General features: G+C 59.2%; 16 protein-coding genes and 1 other RNA gene. 4 read left to right on the forward strand and 13 right to left on the reverse strand.

The window, feature by feature from the left end:
* Positions 1–58: 58 nt before the first annotated feature.
* Positions 59–1,501, forward strand: coding sequence for a protein adenylyltransferase SelO (gene selO, locus DBY73_RS01540; protein WP_112009462.1), 1,443 nt, complete (start codon positions 59–61; stop codon positions 1,499–1,501).
* Here the strand turns inward: selO and DBY73_RS01545 are convergent.
* From DBY73_RS01545 to ppsR, 8 genes are all read right to left on the reverse strand, one after another.
* Positions 1,498–2,277 (reverse strand): heme ABC transporter ATP-binding protein, encoded by a 780-nt coding sequence (locus DBY73_RS01545; RefSeq protein WP_112009463.1) that lies wholly within the window; start codon positions 2,275–2,277, stop codon positions 1,498–1,500. The genes selO and DBY73_RS01545 overlap by 4 nt on opposite strands.
* The gene (locus tag DBY73_RS01550) at positions 2,270–3,262 is read right to left on the reverse strand and encodes an iron ABC transporter permease (RefSeq protein ID WP_112009464.1); all 993 of its coding nucleotides are present in this window, start codon (positions 3,260–3,262) and stop codon (positions 2,270–2,272) included. The genes DBY73_RS01545 and DBY73_RS01550 overlap by 8 nt, the downstream gene beginning before the upstream one ends.
* The gene (locus tag DBY73_RS01555) at positions 3,262–4,083 is read right to left on the reverse strand and encodes a hemin ABC transporter substrate-binding protein (protein ID WP_112009465.1); all 822 of its coding nucleotides are present in this window, start codon (positions 4,081–4,083) and stop codon (positions 3,262–3,264) included. The genes DBY73_RS01550 and DBY73_RS01555 overlap by 1 nt, the downstream gene beginning before the upstream one ends.
* Positions 4,080–5,108 (reverse strand): ChuX/HutX family heme-like substrate-binding protein, encoded by a 1,029-nt coding sequence (locus tag DBY73_RS01560; protein ID WP_112009466.1) that lies wholly within the window; start codon positions 5,106–5,108, stop codon positions 4,080–4,082. Before DBY73_RS01560 ends, DBY73_RS01555 begins: the two co-directional genes overlap by 4 nt.
* 47 nt (positions 5,109–5,155) lie before the next feature.
* Positions 5,156–7,141 carry a TonB-dependent hemoglobin/transferrin/lactoferrin family receptor gene (locus tag DBY73_RS01565; protein ID WP_112009467.1) on the reverse strand — a complete coding sequence of 662 codons (1,986 nt, stop codon included), beginning with the start codon at positions 7,139–7,141 and terminating at the stop codon, positions 5,156–5,158.
* 74 nt (positions 7,142–7,215) lie between these two features.
* Positions 7,216–7,404, reverse strand: a complete 189-nt coding sequence (gene hemP / locus DBY73_RS01570) for a hemin uptake protein HemP (RefSeq protein ID WP_112009468.1) — start codon at positions 7,402–7,404, stop codon at positions 7,216–7,218.
* 172 nt (positions 7,405–7,576) lie between these two features.
* On the reverse strand, positions 7,577–8,623 hold the full coding sequence (aroH, locus tag DBY73_RS01575; protein WP_112009469.1) for a 3-deoxy-7-phosphoheptulonate synthase AroH: 1,047 nt from the start codon (positions 8,621–8,623) through the stop codon (positions 7,577–7,579).
* 152 nt (positions 8,624–8,775) lie between these two features.
* On the reverse strand, positions 8,776–9,609 hold the full coding sequence (ppsR, locus tag DBY73_RS01580) for a posphoenolpyruvate synthetase regulatory kinase/phosphorylase PpsR (RefSeq protein WP_112009470.1): 834 nt from the start codon (positions 9,607–9,609) through the stop codon (positions 8,776–8,778).
* A 335-nt stretch (positions 9,610–9,944) separates the two neighbouring features.
* Here ppsR and ppsA point away from each other — a divergent pair, with 335 nt between their 5' ends.
* The gene (gene ppsA, locus DBY73_RS01585) at positions 9,945–12,323 is read left to right on the forward strand and encodes a phosphoenolpyruvate synthase (protein ID WP_112009471.1); all 2,379 of its coding nucleotides are present in this window, start codon (positions 9,945–9,947) and stop codon (positions 12,321–12,323) included.
* 90 nt (positions 12,324–12,413) lie between these two features.
* Here the strand turns inward: ppsA and tssD are convergent, their stop codons facing one another.
* The 5 genes from tssD to ydiK all read right to left on the reverse strand — a co-directional run bounded on the left by tssD (position 12,414) and on the right by ydiK (position 15,365).
* Positions 12,414–12,899 (reverse strand): type VI secretion system tube protein TssD, encoded by a 486-nt coding sequence (gene tssD / locus DBY73_RS01590; RefSeq protein WP_112009472.1) that lies wholly within the window; start codon positions 12,897–12,899, stop codon positions 12,414–12,416.
* 4 nt (positions 12,900–12,903) lie between these two features.
* On the reverse strand, positions 12,904–13,248 hold the full coding sequence (locus DBY73_RS01595) for a putative T6SS immunity periplasmic lipoprotein (protein WP_112009473.1): 345 nt from the start codon (positions 13,246–13,248) through the stop codon (positions 12,904–12,906).
* Entirely contained in the window at positions 13,245–13,799 is a 555-nt protein-coding gene (locus tag DBY73_RS01600; protein WP_112009474.1) for a type IV secretion protein Rhs, read from the reverse strand. The genes DBY73_RS01595 and DBY73_RS01600 overlap by 4 nt, the downstream gene beginning before the upstream one ends.
* 146 nt (positions 13,800–13,945) lie before the next feature.
* An RNA gene (gene rprA, locus DBY73_RS01605) (antisense sRNA RprA) lies at positions 13,946–14,052 on the reverse strand.
* A 197-nt stretch (positions 14,053–14,249) separates the two neighbouring features.
* Entirely contained in the window at positions 14,250–15,365 is a 1,116-nt protein-coding gene (gene ydiK / locus DBY73_RS01610) for an AI-2E family transporter YdiK (protein ID WP_112009475.1), read from the reverse strand.
* A gap of 196 nt (positions 15,366–15,561) precedes the next feature.
* Between ydiK and DBY73_RS01615 the strand changes: the two genes are divergently transcribed.
* On the forward strand, positions 15,562–18,618 hold the full coding sequence (locus tag DBY73_RS01615) for an FAD-binding and (Fe-S)-binding domain-containing protein (protein ID WP_112009476.1): 3,057 nt from the start codon (positions 15,562–15,564) through the stop codon (positions 18,616–18,618).
* Positions 18,615–19,025 carry a 1,4-dihydroxy-2-naphthoyl-CoA hydrolase gene (gene menI, locus DBY73_RS01620; protein WP_112009477.1) on the forward strand — a complete coding sequence of 137 codons (411 nt, stop codon included), beginning with the start codon at positions 18,615–18,617 and terminating at the stop codon, positions 19,023–19,025. Before DBY73_RS01615 ends, menI begins: the two co-directional genes overlap by 4 nt.
* The last annotated feature ends 49 nt before the right edge of the window (positions 19,026–19,074 follow it).

Here is a 19,074-nt window from a genome sequence, read left to right on the forward strand (position 1 = left end):
TTCTCTTCGCCCGTGTTTAAGCGCAGGTAAACCCTCTACACTAAAAGCAGGAGGACCTATGACCCTGTCTTTTACCGCACACTGGCATGACGAACTGCCCGGCTTTTACACCGCGCTAAAACCCACACCGTTACAGAATGCTCGCCTTGTCTGGCATAACGCTGCGCTGGCGGACTCGCTCGCCGTTCCCCCGGCGCTGTTTCATCCATCGCAGGGGGCTGGCGTCTGGGGCGGCGAAACGCTGCTGCCCGGCATGCGGCCTTTGGCGCAGGTCTATAGCGGACATCAGTTCGGCGTCTGGGCCGGCCAGCTCGGCGATGGCCGGGGAATACTGTTAGGTGAACAACCGCTTGCCGACGGCAGCACGGTAGACTGGCATCTGAAAGGCGCGGGCCTGACGCCGTACTCGCGAATGGGCGATGGCCGCGCGGTGCTGCGCTCCACGATCAGAGAGGCGCTGGCGTCAGAGGCGATGCACGCTCTGGGTATTCCTACCTCGCGCGCGCTGTCGATAGTGACCAGCGACACGCCGGTCTACCGCGAAACCGTAGAGCAGGGGGCCATGCTGATGCGCGTGGCGGAAAGCCACCTGCGGTTCGGCCATTTCGAGCATTTCTACTATCGCCGCGAGCCGGAAAAAGTGCGCCAGCTTGCCGACTACGCCATCCGCCGCCATTGGCCGCATCTGCGGGACGAAGATAACCGCTACATTCACTGGTTCCGGGATATCGTCGCCCGCACCGCGTCGATGATTGCCCGCTGGCAGAGCGTGGGCTTTGCGCACGGCGTGATGAACACCGACAACATGTCCCTGCTGGGGCTGACCTTCGACTACGGTCCGTTTGGTTTCCTGGATGATTATCAGCCCGGCTATATCTGTAACCATTCCGACCATCAGGGGCGCTACCGCTTTGATAATCAGCCGGCGGTCGGACTGTGGAACCTTCAGCGCCTTGCGCAGACCCTGTCGCCGTTTATTGACGTCGAGGCGCTGAACGACGCACTCGACGGCTATCAGGAGGTGCTGCTGCGTGAATATGGCCTGCTGATGCGCGCTAAGCTGGGCCTGGTGACGCAGGAGAAGGGCGATAACGATATCCTGAACGGCCTCTTTTCGCTAATGGCCCGCGAGGGCAGCGACTATACGCGCACCTTCCGCATGCTGAGCGAAACGGCGCAGCGCGAGGCGGCGTCCCCGCTTCGCGACGAGTTTATCGACCGACAGGCGTTTGACGACTGGTTCGCCATTTATCGCGCGCGCCTACTGCAGGAACAGGTTGATGACGATGTGCGTCAGGCAAACATGAAGGCCGTCAACCCGGCGATAGTGCTGCGCAACTGGCTGGCGCAGCGCGCTATCGAGCAGGCGGAAAAGGGCGAGTACGGCGAGCTTCATCGCCTGCACGCGGCGTTACGCACGCCGTTCGCGGATCGTGATGATGACTACGCCAGCCGCCCGCCGGACTGGGGCAAGCGGCTGGAAGTGAGCTGCTCAAGCTAGGGCGAGAGAAAAACCTGCGGCACGGCGTGGGAAGGATGCCTGCCGACGTGAACCTGGGCGCCATACCAGCGCGTCAGCGCGTCGGTTTGCAGGACCCGCTCCGGCGTGCCCTGGGACACCATCCGACCCTGGTGCAACAGCAGGATGCGATCGGCCCACAGCGCCGCAAGGTTAAGATCGTGCAGCACGACGCAGACGTGCAGATGCCCCTCACGCGTTAGCGATGCTAGCAGGCGCAGCAGATGCTGCTGGTGGTAGAGATCGAGCGCCGAGGTGGGTTCGTCAAGAAATAGCCAGCCGCGCGGCGCGCCGCGATGCCAAAGCTGCGCCAGCGCGCGGGCAAGCTGGACGCGCTGCTGCTCGCCGCCGGAGAGGGCGTTGTAGTGCCTTCCCGCCAGCGGTGAACAGCCGGTCAGGCGCATTACCTCAGCAACGATCGACGGCTCGGGACGCTGGCTCCACGGCGCCCGCCCCATGCCAATCACGGCCTCGACGGGCCAGTCAAAGCCAAGCTGCGCGTGCTGGCGCATTACCGCCCGGTAGCGGGAAAGCGTTTCAGGCGACCACTCCTTGAGCGGCTTATTTGCCAGCACGCACTCACCGCCGGTCGGCGTGAGATAGCCCGTCAGCAGGCGAAGAAGGGTGGATTTTCCCGCGCCGTTCGGCCCAATCAGCGCAACCATTTCGCCGGGAGATAGCGTGAGGGAAACGTTATCAATCAGCACTCGCCCCGACTGGGTAAACGATATGTTGTCCGCGCAAAACCGTTCAGCCATGCTGACCTCCACGACGAAAAATTAGCCACAGGAACCACGGGGCGCCGAGCAGGCTGGTCAGCAGGCCGACCGGCATCTCCGCCGGGGAGACCAGCGTGCGGGCGATCGTATCCGCGATCAGCAGCAGCAATGCGCCCGCCAGCACGGAGCCGGGGATCGCCGCGCGGTGATCGGCCCCAAGCCACATGCGCACCAGGTGCGGCACCACCAGGCCGACAAAGCCGATCACGCCGCTGACGGCAACGGCGGCGGCCACCAGCAGCGCGCTGCACAGCAGCAACACGCGCTGAACCACCGCAACGTCTACGCCCAGGTAATGCGCCTCCTCTTCACCCAGCTGCAGCAAATTGAGCGCCCCGGCAAGCCGCCAGATTACCAGCACCGTTGGGATCGTCAGGGAGGCAACGGCCAGCAGCGTTGACCACTGCGCCTGGCCGAGGCTGCCCATGCCCCACAGCGAAAGCTGGCGCAGTTGGGCGTCATTGCTGAGCCACGAGAGCACGCCAACCGCGGCGCCGCACAGGGCGTTAATGGCAATTCCCACCAGCAGCAGGCGGGAGAGCGAGCCGTCGCGCTGCTGGCTCAGGAAGAAAATAACGACCGTCGCCGCCAGCGCGCCAAGAAACGCGGCGAGCATAGGCGCATAGAGCATGATCAGCGCCGGCAGGGAGAGCGGAAGTACTACCCACAGGGCCACGGCCAGCGCCGCGCCGCTGCTGATCCCTAGCAGGCCGGGGTCGGCCAGCGGGTTACGAAACAGCCCCTGCATGACGCAGCCTGAAAGGGCCAGCGACCCGCCGATGACCAGCGCCAGCAGCACGCGGGGCAGGCGGATCGTCAGCCAGATCTGGCGGAGCGCCTCATCGCCGTGGCTCCACAGCAGGCTGAGCGGGAGGCGCAGCGCGCCAAAGCCGGTTGCCGCGAGCGTCATGCCCGCCAGCAGCGCGGCAAGCGCCCACAGTGAAAATGCGGTGCGCCGGGCCATCAGGGCAGCTGTTCCGCTTTGGTTCGCAGGGCCAGAATGGCCTCCGGCGTTCGCACGCTAAAGCCCAGCAGAGCCATATCGTCAACCACCAGCACCTCCCGGTTGCGTCCCGCGGGGGTATGCGCCAGCCCGTGCAGTTTCCAGAGGCTGGCCTCGCCGCCCATCGCGTCGATGCCGTCCTGGGATATCACGACCAGATCGGGACGGCTGGCGATGACGCCTTCCTGCGACAGCGGCTGGTAGCGGCTAAAGCCCTGCATAGCGTTTTGCAGCCCGGCCGCGCGAATGGCCGCGTCCGCGCCCGTCTGCTGCCCCGCGGCCATGGCGGTCATTCCGCCGTGGCTGAGGATAAACAGCACCCGCTTGTTGAGCGGGGAGGCGGGCAGCGCCGCCAGCGCGTCACGCAGCGTTTTGCGCAGGATCTCCCCCTGCGCCTCGCGGTGGGTCGCTTCGGCAATGACCCGCACCTTTTCATCTATCGCGCTCAGCGCACTGTCGGCGGGAACGGTAACAACCTTCACGCCGCTCTGTTCAACCATCCTTAACGCCAGAGCAGGCTGCGCCTGCGCGCTCGCCAGCACCAGCGTCGGGCGCAGAGATAACATCCCTTCCGCGTTAAGCTGGCGCAAATAGCCGACGTCCGGCAGGGCGTTCGCCGCCTGCGGCCACCGGCTGGTGCTGTCGCGGCCTACCAGTGACGATTGCGCATCAAGGGCATAGACAATCTCCGTGACGTCTCCCCCGAGCGTCACCATTCGCTCCTGCGCGGCGGCGAGCGCCATCAGGGGCAGAGCGCCGAGCAGGGCAAGCCACGTTTTCATGCGGCAAGCCCCGTCGAGGTGAGGGCGTCAATCTGGCTGCGCCAGCGGGCCTGCTCCGGCTCGCCTTCGGTACGCTGTCCGTACAGCTGGGCGATCTGCGTGCCGTCTGCTGCGAACAGCTCGAGGCTGGTGACGTGCCCGTCCGCGGTTGGCTTACGCGTGACCCAGGTCTCCGCGATCGTCTCTTCAAGCAGGTGCAGGGTAAAGGCAGGGTTGAAAATATTCAGCCAGCCCTTCATCGGCACCACCTTTTCAACCACCCCGGTAAAGATCTGCACGCAGCCGCGGTTGCCCACGAAGACCATGATCTCGTTCCCGTCCTGGCACGCGGTGTCCAGCAGCTGCGCCAGAGCGGTGTTCTCGACCTGACAGGCGAGATCGTCGCCGACGAGGCGAAAGGCCTGCTGGCGGCTGAGGTTATGATGCTTCAGCAGGCTGAAGAACTGGTGCACGTCGGTCATAGCCCGCCACTCTTTGTCTACGGTGACGGCATCCGCGCTATCAGCGTGGGCGGGCACGTCTGCGGCCTTCAGCGCAAGCGGCGGGTTGTCGGCAGCGATAAAGCGCGTCAGCACGTTGGCCCAGGCGGAAACGTCGGTGTTATCCGTGGTGTAGACCTTGAGCAGCGCATCGCCCTGGTGGTCGAAGAACTGAATGCTCTGACGCGCGCCGCGCGCCGTGGTTTCGCTGATGTGGAACGCGCTCGCCCACTGGTTGAGGAACAGGCGTAGATCCAGCGCGCGCGGGTTCAGCACCAGCCCGGCGTGGCCGCTGAGGTGCTGGTTTGTAAACGCGCCCACCTGCTCGTGAACCGCGTATTCGTTGCGGCAGATGCACTTGGTTTCGCCCACGGCTTCCAGCGCGCCCAGAACGTCGCGGATGTCGCCATGCAGGCGCCAGGCGTCGTGCCCGACGCGGGCAAAGGCGAGCTCCGCTTCGCTGATGTTCAGCATGCCTGCGATATCCCGCGCGTAGTTGCCCGGATGTTGTTCTTTTAGCTCAAGCCAGCGTGTGTAGTGATGCATTATCTCTTCCTTATCAATATGCGCCCCGGCGCGGCGGGGCGAGCGGATTACCACTGATAGCTTACGAAAATCTTGCCGTTACGCCCGTCCTGCGGGATGCCCTGCGGTGACCAGTACGCTTTATCGAAGGCGTTGCCCAGCACCAGCGTGGTGGTCACGCCTTTCAGCTGCGCCTGGCCCTTATAGCTGACGTAGAAATCATTGACCGCATAGCCGGGCTGCTTGCTGTAGCTGCTGCTGACGTGCGTGGAGCGATCGGCAAAGGTACCGACCCAGCCCACGGAGAAGCCGCTTTGCGCCACCGGAATATCCAGTTTGCTGGTGACGGTATCCGGATTAATGCTGGAGATGTACTCGCCGGTATTGGTATCCTTGCCGCGCGTGCGGTTGTAGGCCACGTCCAGGTTGAACAGGTCCGTCGAATATTTGGTCATTACGTCCCAGCCCCAGATTTTGGCGTCAGGAACGTTGTAGGACGTGGTGGTCGCGGCGGCAAAATCGACGGCGGTGGAGATGTAGTCTTTGGCCTTGGTATCGAAGTAGCTCGCCTTAAACTCCAGGGCATCGTTTGCCAGCAGCAGGTTGTCAAAGCGCAGGCCCATCCCGAACTCCTGCGTTTTATTGGTTTCCGGGCGCAGGTTAGGGTTCGGTACCCAGTAGTTAGTGTAGAAGCTGCCGATGGAGAAGTGCTTTGAGTCGTTATACATTTCGCCCATGGTTGGGGCGCGGAACGCCTGCGCGTACGAGCCGAACAGCATCAGCCAGTCGGTTGGGCTGACGGTTAACCCGGCGCGGGAGGACCATTTGTCCGCATCCACGTCGTCATAGCCCTGGCTGCTGCCGCGGTAGCTGTCGTAGCGGGTGCCGCCCAGCAGTGTGACCGGCACGTCGCGCAGGGTGATTTCATCCTGCAGCCAGCCGGAGCTGAAATCGATTTTGGCGTCCGGGAAGCCGGTGGTTGTGCCGCCGGGATGCTGCTCCTGGCGGTAATACTCTCCGCCGTAGGTGAGCAGGTGCGAGGCAAAGGAGTCGCTGAACAGGCGGGTGCGGTTTTCCACTTTTCCGCCTTTGGTGGACTGCTTGCGAAATTCGCCCGTGCCGTCAACGTTCTGGGCATTGATGCGCGCCTCCGACCAGTAGACTTTTACGTCCGCGTTCAGCCAGTCGTTACCTTCTGGCGCGATTCGGTAGCCGAGCTGCGCGTCGCGCTGGATGGTCGAGCGGTCGGTCATCGGGTTGCTGCTGGCGCTGGCGTCCGGGGTTTGCGGGTTTTTCGGCTCCTGGGCGTCGTTATTGTAGTAGCGCAGGGAGCCGCTCAGCGTCTGGGCCGGATCGATTTTCCAGCTGCCCTTCGCCAGCATATTATTTATCGACTCATCGTTTGGCGCCGTCGTCCCGTTGCTCTGGCGGAGATCGCCGCGGTCGCGGCTCGACCAGGACAGCAGCCCGTCGAGCGTGTCCGTGCGGCCGTACGCGCTGGCGCCCATGCCGAGGCTACGATCGCCGGTTGCGCCGGTGCCAAACACGCGATAGCCGCTGTTTTTACCCGGCTCCAGCAGATCTTTTGCATCGACGGTATCGTAAGCGATCACGCCGCCCAGCGCGCCGCTGCCGTACAGCAGCGCGGACGGACCGCGTACCACTTCGATACGCTTGATCAGGGCCGGATCGAGGAAGGTGCTGTTGAGGTGGCCGGTGTCGGTGCCCTGGCGCACGCCGTCGACCAGCACCAGCACGCCCCGGCGGTCGTAGCCGCGCAGGTTCACGTCCTGGCCGTTGGTGCGCCCGGTGCCGTCCAGCGTCAGGCCCGGCACTTTGCGAAGCAGGTCGGCGGCAGAGCTGGCGGTCTGGTTTTCGGGCGCGGTGGCGTCAATCACGCTCACCATCATCGGCGCTTCAAAGGCGCTGCGGGCGTTGCCCGTGGCGGTAACGGTAATGTCATCTGCGGCAGCAAACGCGACGCCCGGCAGGGTGCTGACAATCGCCAGCGCCAGAAGTGAAGGGCGCAAAGACGCGGAATGCAGGTGTGGCATAGCAACTCTCCATTAAGAATCGAAAGCGCTGGCTGCCTGGGGATCACCTGGGTGGCTGGCGTAATGTTATTGGTTTATTTTGTGAGGATCAGTTTTCCGGCATGGGTCTGGCGCAGCAGGTAGCGCTGGCCGTCATGCTCGATGATCACCCTTCCAGCCTCTCCCAGCAGCGTTTTGCTGTCGATACGACGATCGTCGGAAGCGGGGGAAGGCGCTGTGTGATTTTTTGCCTTTGTAGCCGCGGCGTTATCCGTACGTGACATAATGTTTATAAATAACAATCAATGTAACAATGATAATCATTATCAATAAACTGCAAATTCACGGCAAGCGTTTTTGTGAAAATAATGTGACGGGATCAAATTTGGGGGTGAGTTGTGGCCTGATGCCCTCACCCCGACCCTCTCCTACGGGGAGAGGGAGAAGGGCTGAATTTCAGAAGCGCGTATCGACCGCCGCCGCCAGTTTTTCCACCAGCAGCTCGCTGTCTTCCCAGCTCAGGCACGGATCGGTAATCGACTGGCCGTAAACCATCTGCTGGCCGGCCACGATTTTCTGCGTGCCTTCCTTAATGAAGCTCTCCGCCATAATGCCCGCGACGGCGGTAGAGCCGCTGCGGATCTGCTGGCAGATCTCATCGCACACGTCCAGCTGGCGGCGGTGCTGCTTCTGGCAGTTGCCGTGGCTGAAATCCACCACCAGATGTTCCGGCAGGTCGAACTCGGCCAGCGTTTCGCAGGCGGCGGCAATATCTTCCGCGTGGTAGTTTGGCTTTTTGCCGCCGCGCATAATGATGTGGCCATACGGGTTGCCGCTGGTCTGGTAAATGGTCATCTGCCCGCTTTTGTCAGGGGAGAGGAACATATGGCTGGCGCGCGCCGCGCGAATGGCGTCTACAGCAATGCGCGTGTTGCCGTCCGTGCCGTTTTTAAAGCCAACCGGGCAGGAGAGCGCCGAGGCCATTTCGCGGTGGATCTGGCTTTCGGTGGTACGTGCGCCAATCGCGCCCCAGCTGATGAGATCGGCGATAAACTGCCCGGTCACCATATCCAGGAACTCGGTGGCGGTCGGTACGCCAAGCTCGTTCACCTGCAGCAGCAGCTTGCGCGCCAGCTCAATGCCGTGATTCACGCGGTAGCTGCCGTTGAGGTCCGGGTCGGAAATCAGCCCTTTCCAGCCCACGACGGTGCGCGGCTTTTCAAAGTAGGTGCGCATAACGATCTCAAGGCGATCCTGATGCTTATCGCGCAGGCCCTGAAGACGTTTTGCGTAGTCCATTGCCGCATCCAGATCGTGGATGGAGCAGGGGCCGATGACGACAAGAAGACGCTTGTCTTCGCCGTTAAGAATTTTTTCAATGCGGCGGCGGGAGGCCGTCACGTGTTCCGCCACCTCAGCGGAAACGGGGTGCCGCTGCGCCAGTTCGGCCGGTGTGACCAGGCTATCAATGCGCGCCGTGCGGAGTTCGTCGGTTTTATTCATGGGATATCTCAGAAATTTTTTGCTTCATCGGCAGACTACCGGGAAGTGATGGGCATCACATTAAACCAATCCCTGCTGATTTCAAGTTCGGGGCGAACGCGCCCCGACGATGCGCATCATGATACCTGAAATGTAATTAATGTACTAGCATATTAGTACATGCGGCGATTCAGCCCCATAATATCGAGGATTTTGGTGGCAATTTCTTCCACGGAATAGTTGGTGCTGTTCAGCCACGGGATCTGGTTTTTACGGTACAGGGCTTCAACCTCTGATACTTCCATTCGGCACTGGCGCATGGAGGCATAGCGGCTGTTTTCGCGGCGCTCTTCGCGAATGGCGGCCAGCCGCTCCGGGTTGATGGTCAGGCCAAAGAGCTTGTGCTGCAGGGGCTTAAGCGCGGCGGGCAGAACGAGGTTATCCATGTCGTCAGCAATAAACGGATAGTTGGCCGCGCGAATGCCAAACTGCATCGCCAGGTAAAGGCTGGTGGGGGTTTTTCCGCAGCGCGAGACGCCGAGCAAAATTACCTGCGCCTGATCGAGGTTACGCAGCGAAATGCCGTCATCGTGGGCCAGGGTGTAGTCAATGGCGGCGATTCGCGCATCGTACTTGGTCAGGTTGCCGGGGTTCAGTCCGTGGGTTCGGTGCGCGATCGGCGTGGGGTCAAGCTTCAATTCGCTCTGCAGGGGAGCGACCAGCGCCTGCACGATATCCTGGCAAAAGCCTTCACTTTGCAGAATGATGGCGCGAATTTCAGGAATAACGATGGAGTAGAAAACCAACGGACGCACGCCGGTCTGCTGAAAGATGGCGTCGATCTGGTCCTTTACGGCCCGGGCGCGGCTCTCATTTTCCACGAACGGCAGCGTGATGCTGTTAATCGAAACCGGAAACTGCGACATCACCGCGTGCCCCAGCACTTCGGCGGTGATCGCCGTACCATCAGAAATATAAAAAACGTGGCGATCGACAGCATTATCCATTTTATTCACCCTGAATAGCGTACCTAATTGCCTGAAAGCATAAATTAAAAAAGTAATTTCTACAGCAAAGAACTTCTCATAATTATAAATGAAACGGCATTTTTGATTTTACTGAAAAGCGGATTTCATTTTTCGAATAGCGGCTTTATTTTTGTGGTTTTTGCCGGAATCTATAGGAATCATCGGGTTAGCGTTTGATGGGAATCTGTCCGAAAAGTTGAAAATTTAAATTGCTTACACGATTCACCGTTTTTTTAGCGCAAACAAATATGCCAGTATAAATACGTAGTCAGGTGTTTCTTACTCCGATCAAATATCACAAAAGGATTGTTTCGATGTCCAACAATGGCTCGTCACCGCTGGTGCTTTGGTATAACCAACTCGGCATGAATGATGTAGACAGAGTTGGAGGCAAAAATGCCTCCCTGGGTGAAATGATTACAAATCTGTCGGGTATGGGCGTCTCCGTACCGAACGGGTTTGCCACAACTGCCGACGCGTTTAACCTGTTTTTAGACCAGAGCGGCGTGAACCAGCGCATTTACGACCTGCTGGATAAAACGGATATTGATGACGTCACCGCGCTTGCCAAAGCCGGGTCGCAAATCCGCCAGTGGATTATCGACACACCTTTCCAGCCGGAACTGGAAAAAGCCATTCATGACGCCTACAACCAGCTCTCCGCGGACGACGCGCAGGCCTCGTTTGCCGTGCGTTCTTCCGCCACCGCAGAGGACATGCCGGACGCCTCCTTCGCCGGGCAGCAGGAAACGTTCCTCAACGTTCAGGGCTACGATGCGGTGCTGGTGGCGGTTAAACACGTGTTTGCTTCCCTGTTTAACGACCGCGCCATCTCCTACCGCGTACACCAGGGCTATGACCACCGCGGCGTCGCGCTTTCTGCGGGCGTGCAGCGCATGGTGCGCTCCGACGTGGGCTCCTCCGGCGTGATGTTCTCGATTGATACCGAATCCGGCTTCGACCAGGTAGTATTTATCACCTCCGCGTGGGGGCTGGGCGAAATGGTGGTGCAGGGCGCGGTAAACCCTGACGAATTTTACGTTCACAAGCCAACGCTCGCGGCCAACCGCCCGGCGGTGGTGCGCCGGACCATGGGCTCGAAAAAAATCCGCATGATCTATGCCCCGACGCAGGAGCATGGCAAGCAGGTAAAAATTGAAGATGTACCGCAGGAGCAGCGCGACCGCTTCTCGCTGACCGACGCCGAGGTGGAAGAGCTGGCGAAGCAGGCGGTGCAGATTGAGAAACACTACGGCCGTCCGATGGATATCGAATGGGCGAAAGACGGCAACACCGGCAAGCTGTTCATCGTGCAGGCGCGTCCGGAAACCGTTCGCTCGCGCGGGCAGGTGATGGAGCGCTATACGCTGCACGCGCAGGGTAAAATCGTGGCGGAAGGCCGGGCAATCGGTCACCGCATCGGCGCAGGCCCGGTGAAAGTGATCCACGATATCAGCGAGATGAACCGCATCCAGCCGGGTGACGTGCTGGTAACCGACATGACCGACCCGGACTGGGAGCCGATCATGAAGAAAGCGGCGGCTATCGTGACCAACCGCGGCGGGCGTACCTGCCATGCGGCGATCATCGCCCGCGAGCTTGGCATTCCTGCGGTGGTCGGCTGCGGCGATGCGACCGAACGCATGAAGGACGATGAGAAGGTGACCGTCTCCTGTGCGGAAGGCGACACCGGCTACGTGTATGCCGATATTCTGGATTTCAGCGTGAAAAGCTCCAGCGTCGATACCATGCCGGACCTGCCGCTGAAGATCATGATGAACGTCGGCAACCCGGACCGCGCGTTTGACTTTGCCTGCCTGCCGAACGAGGGCGTCGGGCTGGCGCGTCTGGAGTTCATCATCAACCGCATGATCGGCGTTCACCCGCGCGCGCTGCTGGAGTTTGACGACCAGGACGCCGGGCTGCAGAACGACATCCGCGAGATGATGAAGGGCTATGACTCGCCGAAAGAGTTCTACGTCGGCCGCCTGACGGAGGGGATTGCCACGCTGGGCGCGGCGTTCTATCCGAAACGCGTTATCGTGCGCCTGTCGGACTTTAAGTCTAACGAATACGCCAATCTGGTCGGCGGCGAGCGCTACGAGCCGGAAGAAGAGAACCCGATGCTGGGCTTCCGCGGCGCCGGACGCTACGTGTCCGACAGCTTCCGCGATTGCTTCGCGCTGGAGTGCGAGGCGGTGAAGCGCGTGCGCAACGACATGGGGCTGACCAACGTTGAAATCATGGTGCCGTTCGTTCGCACCGTGGAGCAGGCTAAAGCGGTGGTGGACGAGCTGGCGCGTCAGGGGCTTAAGCGCGGCGAGAACGGGCTGAAGATCATCATGATGTGCGAAATTCCGTCCAACGCCCTGCTGGCGGACCAGTTCCTTGAGCACTTCGACGGCTTCTCTATCGGCTCCAACGACATGACGCAGCTGGCGCTGGGCCTGGATCGTGACTCCGGCGTAGTCTCCGAGCTGTTCGACGAGCGTAACGAGGCGGTGAAGGCGCTGCTCTCAATGGCTATTCGCGCGGCGAAAAAGCAGGGGAAATACGTCGGGATTTGCGGTCAGGGTCCGTCCGACCACGAAGACTTTGCCGCCTGGCTGATGGAAGAGGGGATTGATAGCCTCTCCCTGAACCCGGACACCGTGGTGCAAACCTGGCTGAGCCTGGCAGAGCTGAATAAGTAACGTTTAATTATTATTTAATAGAAGGGGGAAGTGCGTAAGCTCTCCCCCTTTTTCATTTTTATACAAAATCATATCGCATGTTTATTGATTTTATTGTTCCTGTTTTTTAAGCCAGGAATCACTATATTTGATTACACCGTCTAAATAGAGCCACTCGATGCCTCTGAAACGGATGGACACTGTCTCAAGCATATTGGCTGAGTGAGATCCTGGAATGTAGCTGTGGTTCGCATTTACGCTCATAATAACAACGCCGTCAAGTGTGAGTCGGTAAAGTTCGCGTTCCATTCCGGCATCGTTAATTTCGTAGTATCTAATGACGGCTTTTTGCAGTCTGCGACCTTCACATACGCATACGGCCAGGTAAGGGCTCATTTTATCAATGTACTTATGGAGAATGAGAGGGTGATGCTGTCGAGTTCCTGACATACTTCCCGTGTGGCTATCTACAGGTTGGGCAACACCAAAACTACTACTCATAATTTCAACGGCCCCCAGCCTGCCTGGGGTTGAGCATGGTCCACTCACTAACATTCCATTTTCGTCATATAAAAACATATAAGCTGGTAGGGACATTGCACTATCTCCTTAAGTCTACCGTATTCCCTTCACTGTCAATAATAAAAGAGTATGCGTAATGGGTATTCTCGATCGTATAGGTGGCAGCATAAATAACGCCTTTCTCAAGGTGAAGAGTGAAACAGGTATTAGGATAAAATAAACTAACGCCTTCTTCTCCAATCAGTTTCTTGTAGTTGTGACCATTTTCGGCCAGCGAATAGCGACGTAATTCATCTTCTTTTTTGACAGTAAAACAGATGTTGCTGCCATTTATATAAATAGGCCTCCATGCCCCGGCGCCAAAATATTCACCCGTTGGGCAACCGGTAAGTAAGAGTATAGCTAATGCTAAGCTCCTCTTCATGATGGAAAATTTCCTAACACTTGTTTGTAGTTATCCAATAAAGTACCGTCATGCTGGGAAGGGTTATAATCTCTTAGCTTGATTAAATAGCTGTTTTGATAAAAACCATAGGTCTTAAATAACCAGTAATCGCTTACGATACAGGCCTGCTGTTCCATTGAGTAATCAGCAAGACTGCACTTATCTAAGCTGTATGAATAGTCGGCGGCCCATGAGAATATACCCCTGGTTTTAACCCACATCCCCCTTTGTTTCTGCCAGACGTGCATCATTTCGTGAAGAAATAAATGCTGTTGCCCCACTCTGTCTCGCAGCGGCATCGAAAAATCGTCTTCATAAATGCCTTCCTGAAACCAGACTTCTCCGTTTGGCGTCATAGCGGTGAGATTGTCCTGCAGGTTAAAGGGTAGGTAGCTGCCTCTGTGAATCCAGACCTGATTGTAATGAATGCTGAAATCAAAGAGCGAACTGGCGAGGTTAATTTCCCCCAGGGTTAAAAGGCGTAATCCCCCCGGCTTTATGGGATCGAACCTGACAGGTTTGTGATACATACCCCCTCCTTTTGTGAAAAAACATTAACACTAAATTCAATTAAATCAATTATTTAGTTAATGAATGGGATGAGGGTTTATGCCAGGTTTTAATGATTACAGGATTCGTTCAAAGGAATGAGATGTAGCCGAGGAGCGAATTTTGAATAAAAAAAAGCCCATCGTGGGAGATGGGCAAAGACTACACACAGCAATTCGTTGTTTCACTCAGGGAATTCCATGCTTATAAATCAAGATGTTGATTTATAACCGTGTCCTAATAGTAGGCATCTCAACTTTTAGCGTCGATCAGATTCGTCTCAATAGTTAAAGAGACGTAAAGATTTATAGGGTGCAATAGCGATATGGGGGCTGAAACAGCGGGTCTGACCAGTGGTGAGAGAATATATTGTTTAGAAAATCTTATATATCGTGTGGTCGCCGGGTGAGCTAACCCACCCGGCAAAACGCTTACTGCTTGTTTTGATCTTCCAGCGCTTCCAGCTCGCTGAGGATGAGGTCCGGGTCCGTTCCCGGAGGGGGAATTTCATGCACCCAGGCTGAGAACAGGCGCCAGGTGACGGCCAGCAGCACCGGGCCGATAAACAGGCCAATCATGCCGAACGCAATCAGGCCGCCGATGACCCCGGAGAGAATGAGGATGAGCGGCAGGTCGGCACCCATGCGGATCAATATCGGACGAATCACGTTATCCATCGTGCCGACAACGCAGCTCCAGACCAGCAGCACCGTTCCCCAGGTCGTATCACCCGTCCAGTACAGCCAGATGATGGCCGGAACCAGCACCAGCAGCGGCCCCAGCTGTGCCAGGCAGGTCATCAGCATCACCACGGTGAAGACGGTGGCGTAAGGCACGCCGGAGATTGCCAGGCCAATGCCGCCCAGTACGGCCTGCGCCAGCGCGGTCACCACCACGCCGAGCGCGACGGCGCGAACGGCCTGCGCGGCCAGCAGAACGGCCGCGTCGCCACGTTTACCCGCCAGACGGGTAGCAAAGTGGCGCACGCCCAGGGCCACCTGCTCGCCGCGCCAGTACAGCAGGGCGCTAAAGACCAGCATCAGCGCACAGTGCATCATAAAGCGCCCAATGTGCGCCGCCTGGCCGACAAACCAGGTGGTGGTCGTGCCAATATACGGCCGCACTTTTGCCATGATCGCGCTGCCGCCCATCTCCAGCAGGCTGTGCCAGCCGCTGTAAAGCTTGGCACCGATCACCGGGATGCTGTTCAGCCAGGCCAGGTCGGGTAGCGTCAGATCGCCGCTGCTGACGGCGCGGATCACCGGGCCGCTGGAATCAACGAGGCTGTTAACCAGCAGGGCAACAGGAATAATAAACAGCAGGAACAGCAGCAGCGTCATGACCAGTACCGCAAGGCTGCGGCGGCCAAACAGCAATTTCTCCAGGCGTAATAACACCGGCCAGGTGGCAACCACCACCGTGCCCGCCCACGCGAAACCGAGAATAAAAGGCTGAACAATCCACAGGCACGCAATAATCATGAGGGCCAGGAACAGCACCGACAGCAGAATTTGCGCAACGTCCCTGGGCTGACGAAGATTGACCATAAAAGTATCTTTCCTTAAATAAACGCCAGATCGGCTGGCGGAAACCCTGGCCACGTATCATTAATCATTGGCGATAGCAGCCATTTTTGACAGGCGGATTGTGCCTGTAATTCAGCTAAGCACATAAGAAAAAAATGTGATAAAAAGTTGAGACACAACGCAAACGATTTCACACCTCTTATTAGGGTCGACGGTCATGATCCCACAAATTTCTCAGGCACCCGGCGTCGTTCAGCTGGTGCTTAATTTTTTGCAGGCGCTGGAGCAACAGGGTTTTACGGGGGATACCGCCACGAACTACGCCGACAGGCTGACGATGGCGACAGACAACAGTATCTACCAGCTTCTTCCCGATGCGGTCGTTTTTCCCCGCTCGACGGCGGACGTCGCGCTGATTGCGCGGCTGGCGTCGCAGGAGCGCTTTACCTCCCTGATTTTCACCCCGCGCGGCGGCGGGACGGGCACCAACGGACAGGCGCTGAACCAGGGTATCATCGTTGACATGTCCCGCTATATGAACCGCATCATCGAAATTAACCCGGAAGAGGGATGGGTGCGCGTTGAGGCGGGCGTCATCAAAGACCAGCTCAACCAGTATTTAAAACCCTATGGCTACTTTTTCGCGCCGGAGCTGTCGACCAGCAACCGCGCTACGCTTGGCGGGATGATCAACACCGACGCCTCCGGCCAGGGATCGCTGGTCTACGGCAAAACCTCCGACCACGTGATGGGCGTGCGCGCCGTGCTGCTGGGGGGCGATATTCTTGATACCCGGCCAATGCCGGTGGCGCTGGCGGAAACGCTGGCGCAAGAGAGCACCGTGACCGGGCGCATCTACCGCACCGTGCTGGAGCGCTGCCGCGACAACCGCCAGCTGATCCTCGATAAATTCCCGAAGCTGAACCGCTTCCTGACGGGCTACGATCTGCGCCACGTGTTTAACGATGACCTGAGCCAGTTTGACCTGACCCGCGTGCTGACCGGTTCCGAAGGCACGCTGGCGTTTATTACCGAGGCGCGTCTGGACATCACCCGGCTGCCGAAGGTGCGTCGCCTGGTGAACGTCAAATACAACTCCTTTGATTCCGCGCTGCGCAACGCGCCGTTTATGGTGGCGGCGCGGGCGCTGTCGGTGGAAACCGTCGACTCCAGGGTGCTGAACCTGGCCCGGGAAGACATCGTCTGGCACTCGGTAAGCGAGCTGATTGCCGACGTGCCGGACAGCGAGATGCTCGGCCTCAACATCGTCGAGTTTGCCGGCGATGACGAAGCGCTGATTAACGAACAGGTCACCACGCTTTGCCAGCGCCTCGACGCGCTCATCGCCAGCGGCGAGGGCGGGGTGATTGGCTGGCAGCAGTGTAACGACCTCTCCGGCATTGAGCGTATCTACGCGATGCGTAAAAAAGCGGTCGGGCTGCTGGGGAATGCCAAAGGGGCGGCCAAGCCCATTCCCTTTGCGGAAGATACCTGCGTCCCGCCCGAACATCTGGCGGACTACATCGTCGAGTTCCGCGCGCTGCTGGACAACCACGGCCTGAGCTACGGCATGTTCGGCCACGTTGATGCGGGCGTACTGCACGTGCGCCCGGCGCTGGACATGTGCGACCCGCAGCAGGAGATCCTGATGAAGCAGATCTCCGACGAGGTTGTCGCCCTGACGGCGAAATACGGCGGCCTGCTGTGGGGCGAACACGGCAAAGGCTTCCGCGCGGAGTACAGCCCGGCGTTCTTCGGCGAGCAGCTTTACGGCGAGCTGCGCAAGGTGAAGGCGGCATTCGATCCTGACAACCGCCTCAACCCCGGAAAGATTTGCCCGCCGGAAGGCGTGGACGCGCCGATGCTGAAGGTTGACGCAGTCAAGCGCGGAACGTACGACAGACAGATCCCGGTGGCCGTGCGCGGCGCCTGGCGCGGCGCGATGGAGTGCAACGGCAACGGCCTGTGCTTTAACTTCGACGTGAACAGCCCGATGTGCCCGTCGATGAAAATCACCAGCAACCGCATTCATTCTCCGAAAGGACGCGCGACGCTGGTGCGGGAGTGGCTGCGCCTGCTGGCCGATCGCGGCGTCGATCCGCTGAAGCTGGAAAAGGAGCTGCCGGAAAAACGCGCCAGCCTGCGCGGGCTTATCGAGCGCACCCGCAACAGCTGGCACGCGAACAAAGGCGAGTACGACTTTTCACACGAGGTGAAAGAGGCGATGTCCGGCTGTCTGGCCTGCAAAGCCTGCTCGACGCAGTGCCCGATTAAAATCGACGTGCCGGAGTTTCGCTCTCGCTTCCTGCAGCTTTACCACACGCGCTATCTGCGCCCGATGCGCGATCATCTGGTGGCGACGGTGGAAAGCTACGCCCCGCTGATGGCGCGCGCGCCGAAGACCTTCAACTTCTTTATTAATCAGCCCCTGGTGCGCAAGCTGTCCGAAAAGCACATTGGGATGGTGGATCTGCCGCTGCTCTCAGCGCCGTCGCTCCAGCGCCAGCTGGTGGGACACCGCTCGGCGAACATGACGCTTGAACAGCTTGAGGCCTTAACGCCCGAGCAGAAGTCCCGCGTTGTGCTGGTGGTGCAGGATCCGTTTACCAGCTATTACGATGCCCAGGTGGTGGCCGATTTTATTCGCCTCGCGGAAAAGCTGGGCTATCAGCCGGTCGTCCTGCCGTTTTCTCCTAACGGTAAAGCGCAGCACATTAAAGGCTTCCTGACCCGCTTCGCCAAAACCGCGCGCAAAACGGCTGAGTTCCTCAACCGCGTGGCGCAGCTTGGCATGCCGATGGTAGGGGTCGATCCGGCGCTGGTGCTTTGCTATCGCGACGAGTACAAGCAGGCGCTTGGCGAGCAGCGCGGGGATTTCCACGTGATGCTGGTCCATGAATGGCTGCCGTCGGCGCTGCAGGATACGACCCGTGCGGATGTCAGCGGCGAACCCTGGTATCTGTTCGGCCACTGCACCGAGCTGACGGCGCTGCCGGGCGCGCCCGCGCAGTGGTCATCCATTTTCGCCCGCGTTGGCGCGAAGCTGGAGAACGTTAGCGTCGGCTGCTGCGGCATGGCGGGTACCTACGGACACGAAGTGAAAAATCACGCCAGCTCGCTCGGCATCTACGAGCTGTCGTGGCATCAGGCGATGCAGCGACTGCCGCGAAACCGCTGTCTGGCGACGGGCTATTCCTGCCGCAGCCAGGTGAAGCGCGTTGAGGGCAACGGCGTACGCCATCCTCTACAGGCTTTACTGGAGATTATGGGATGATCTGGAAACGCACGGTGACGCTTGACGCGCTCAATGCGATGGGCAAAGAGAACATGGTTGGCCTGCTGGATATCCAGTTTACCCGCATCGGCGAGAACGAACTGGAAGCCACCATGCCCGTTGATAGCCGCACCCACCAGCCGTTTGGCCTGCTGCACGGCGGGGCGTCGGTGGTGCTCGCCGAAACGCTGGGGTCGGTGGCGGGATATTTATGCACCGAGGGCGAACAAAAGGTCGTCGGGCTGGAGGTGAACGCCAACCACCTCCGCTCGGTGCGCAGCGGCCGCGTGCGGGGCATCTGCCGCGCGCTCCACGCCGGCAGTCGCCATCAGGTCTGGCAAATCGACATTCTCGACGAGCAGGAACGGCTGTGCTGTTCGTCGCGGCTGACGACGGCGGTGGTGTAGCGTTTCACCATGTTTTGCCTGTGGTCAAAAAATCGTCAGCAGAGTGTGA

The organism is Enterobacter sp. RIT418 (assembly GCF_003057745.1).
Lineage (GTDB): Bacteria > Pseudomonadota > Gammaproteobacteria > Enterobacterales > Enterobacteriaceae > Enterobacter.

Excerpts from the sequence above, each read along its gene's own strand:
- selO (WP_112009462.1), top strand. The coding sequence starts at position 59 with ATGACCCTGTCTTTTACCGCACACTGGCATGACGAACTGCCCGGCTTT.
- DBY73_RS01545 (WP_112009463.1), bottom strand. The coding sequence starts at position 2,277 with ATGGCTGAACGGTTTTGCGCGGACAACATATCGTTTACCCAGTCGGGG.
- DBY73_RS01550 (WP_112009464.1), bottom strand. The coding sequence starts at position 3,262 with ATGGCCCGGCGCACCGCATTTTCACTGTGGGCGCTTGCCGCGCTGCTG.
- DBY73_RS01555 (WP_112009465.1), bottom strand. The coding sequence starts at position 4,083 with ATGAAAACGTGGCTTGCCCTGCTCGGCGCTCTGCCCCTGATGGCGCTC.
- DBY73_RS01560 (WP_112009466.1), bottom strand. The coding sequence starts at position 5,108 with ATGCATCACTACACACGCTGGCTTGAGCTAAAAGAACAACATCCGGGC.
- DBY73_RS01565 (WP_112009467.1), bottom strand. The coding sequence starts at position 7,141 with ATGCCACACCTGCATTCCGCGTCTTTGCGCCCTTCACTTCTGGCGCTG.
- hemP (WP_112009468.1), bottom strand. The coding sequence starts at position 7,404 with ATGTCACGTACGGATAACGCCGCGGCTACAAAGGCAAAAAATCACACA.
- aroH (WP_112009469.1), bottom strand. The coding sequence starts at position 8,623 with ATGAATAAAACCGACGAACTCCGCACGGCGCGCATTGATAGCCTGGTC.
- ppsR (WP_112009470.1), bottom strand. The coding sequence starts at position 9,609 with ATGGATAATGCTGTCGATCGCCACGTTTTTTATATTTCTGATGGTACG.
- ppsA (WP_112009471.1), top strand. The coding sequence starts at position 9,945 with ATGTCCAACAATGGCTCGTCACCGCTGGTGCTTTGGTATAACCAACTC.
- tssD (WP_112009472.1), bottom strand. The coding sequence starts at position 12,899 with ATGTCCCTACCAGCTTATATGTTTTTATATGACGAAAATGGAATGTTA.
- DBY73_RS01595 (WP_112009473.1), bottom strand. The coding sequence starts at position 13,248 with ATGAAGAGGAGCTTAGCATTAGCTATACTCTTACTTACCGGTTGCCCA.
- DBY73_RS01600 (WP_112009474.1), bottom strand. The coding sequence starts at position 13,799 with ATGTATCACAAACCTGTCAGGTTCGATCCCATAAAGCCGGGGGGATTA.
- ydiK (WP_112009475.1), bottom strand. The coding sequence starts at position 15,365 with ATGGTCAATCTTCGTCAGCCCAGGGACGTTGCGCAAATTCTGCTGTCG.
- DBY73_RS01615 (WP_112009476.1), top strand. The coding sequence starts at position 15,562 with ATGATCCCACAAATTTCTCAGGCACCCGGCGTCGTTCAGCTGGTGCTT.
- menI (WP_112009477.1), top strand. The coding sequence starts at position 18,615 with ATGATCTGGAAACGCACGGTGACGCTTGACGCGCTCAATGCGATGGGC.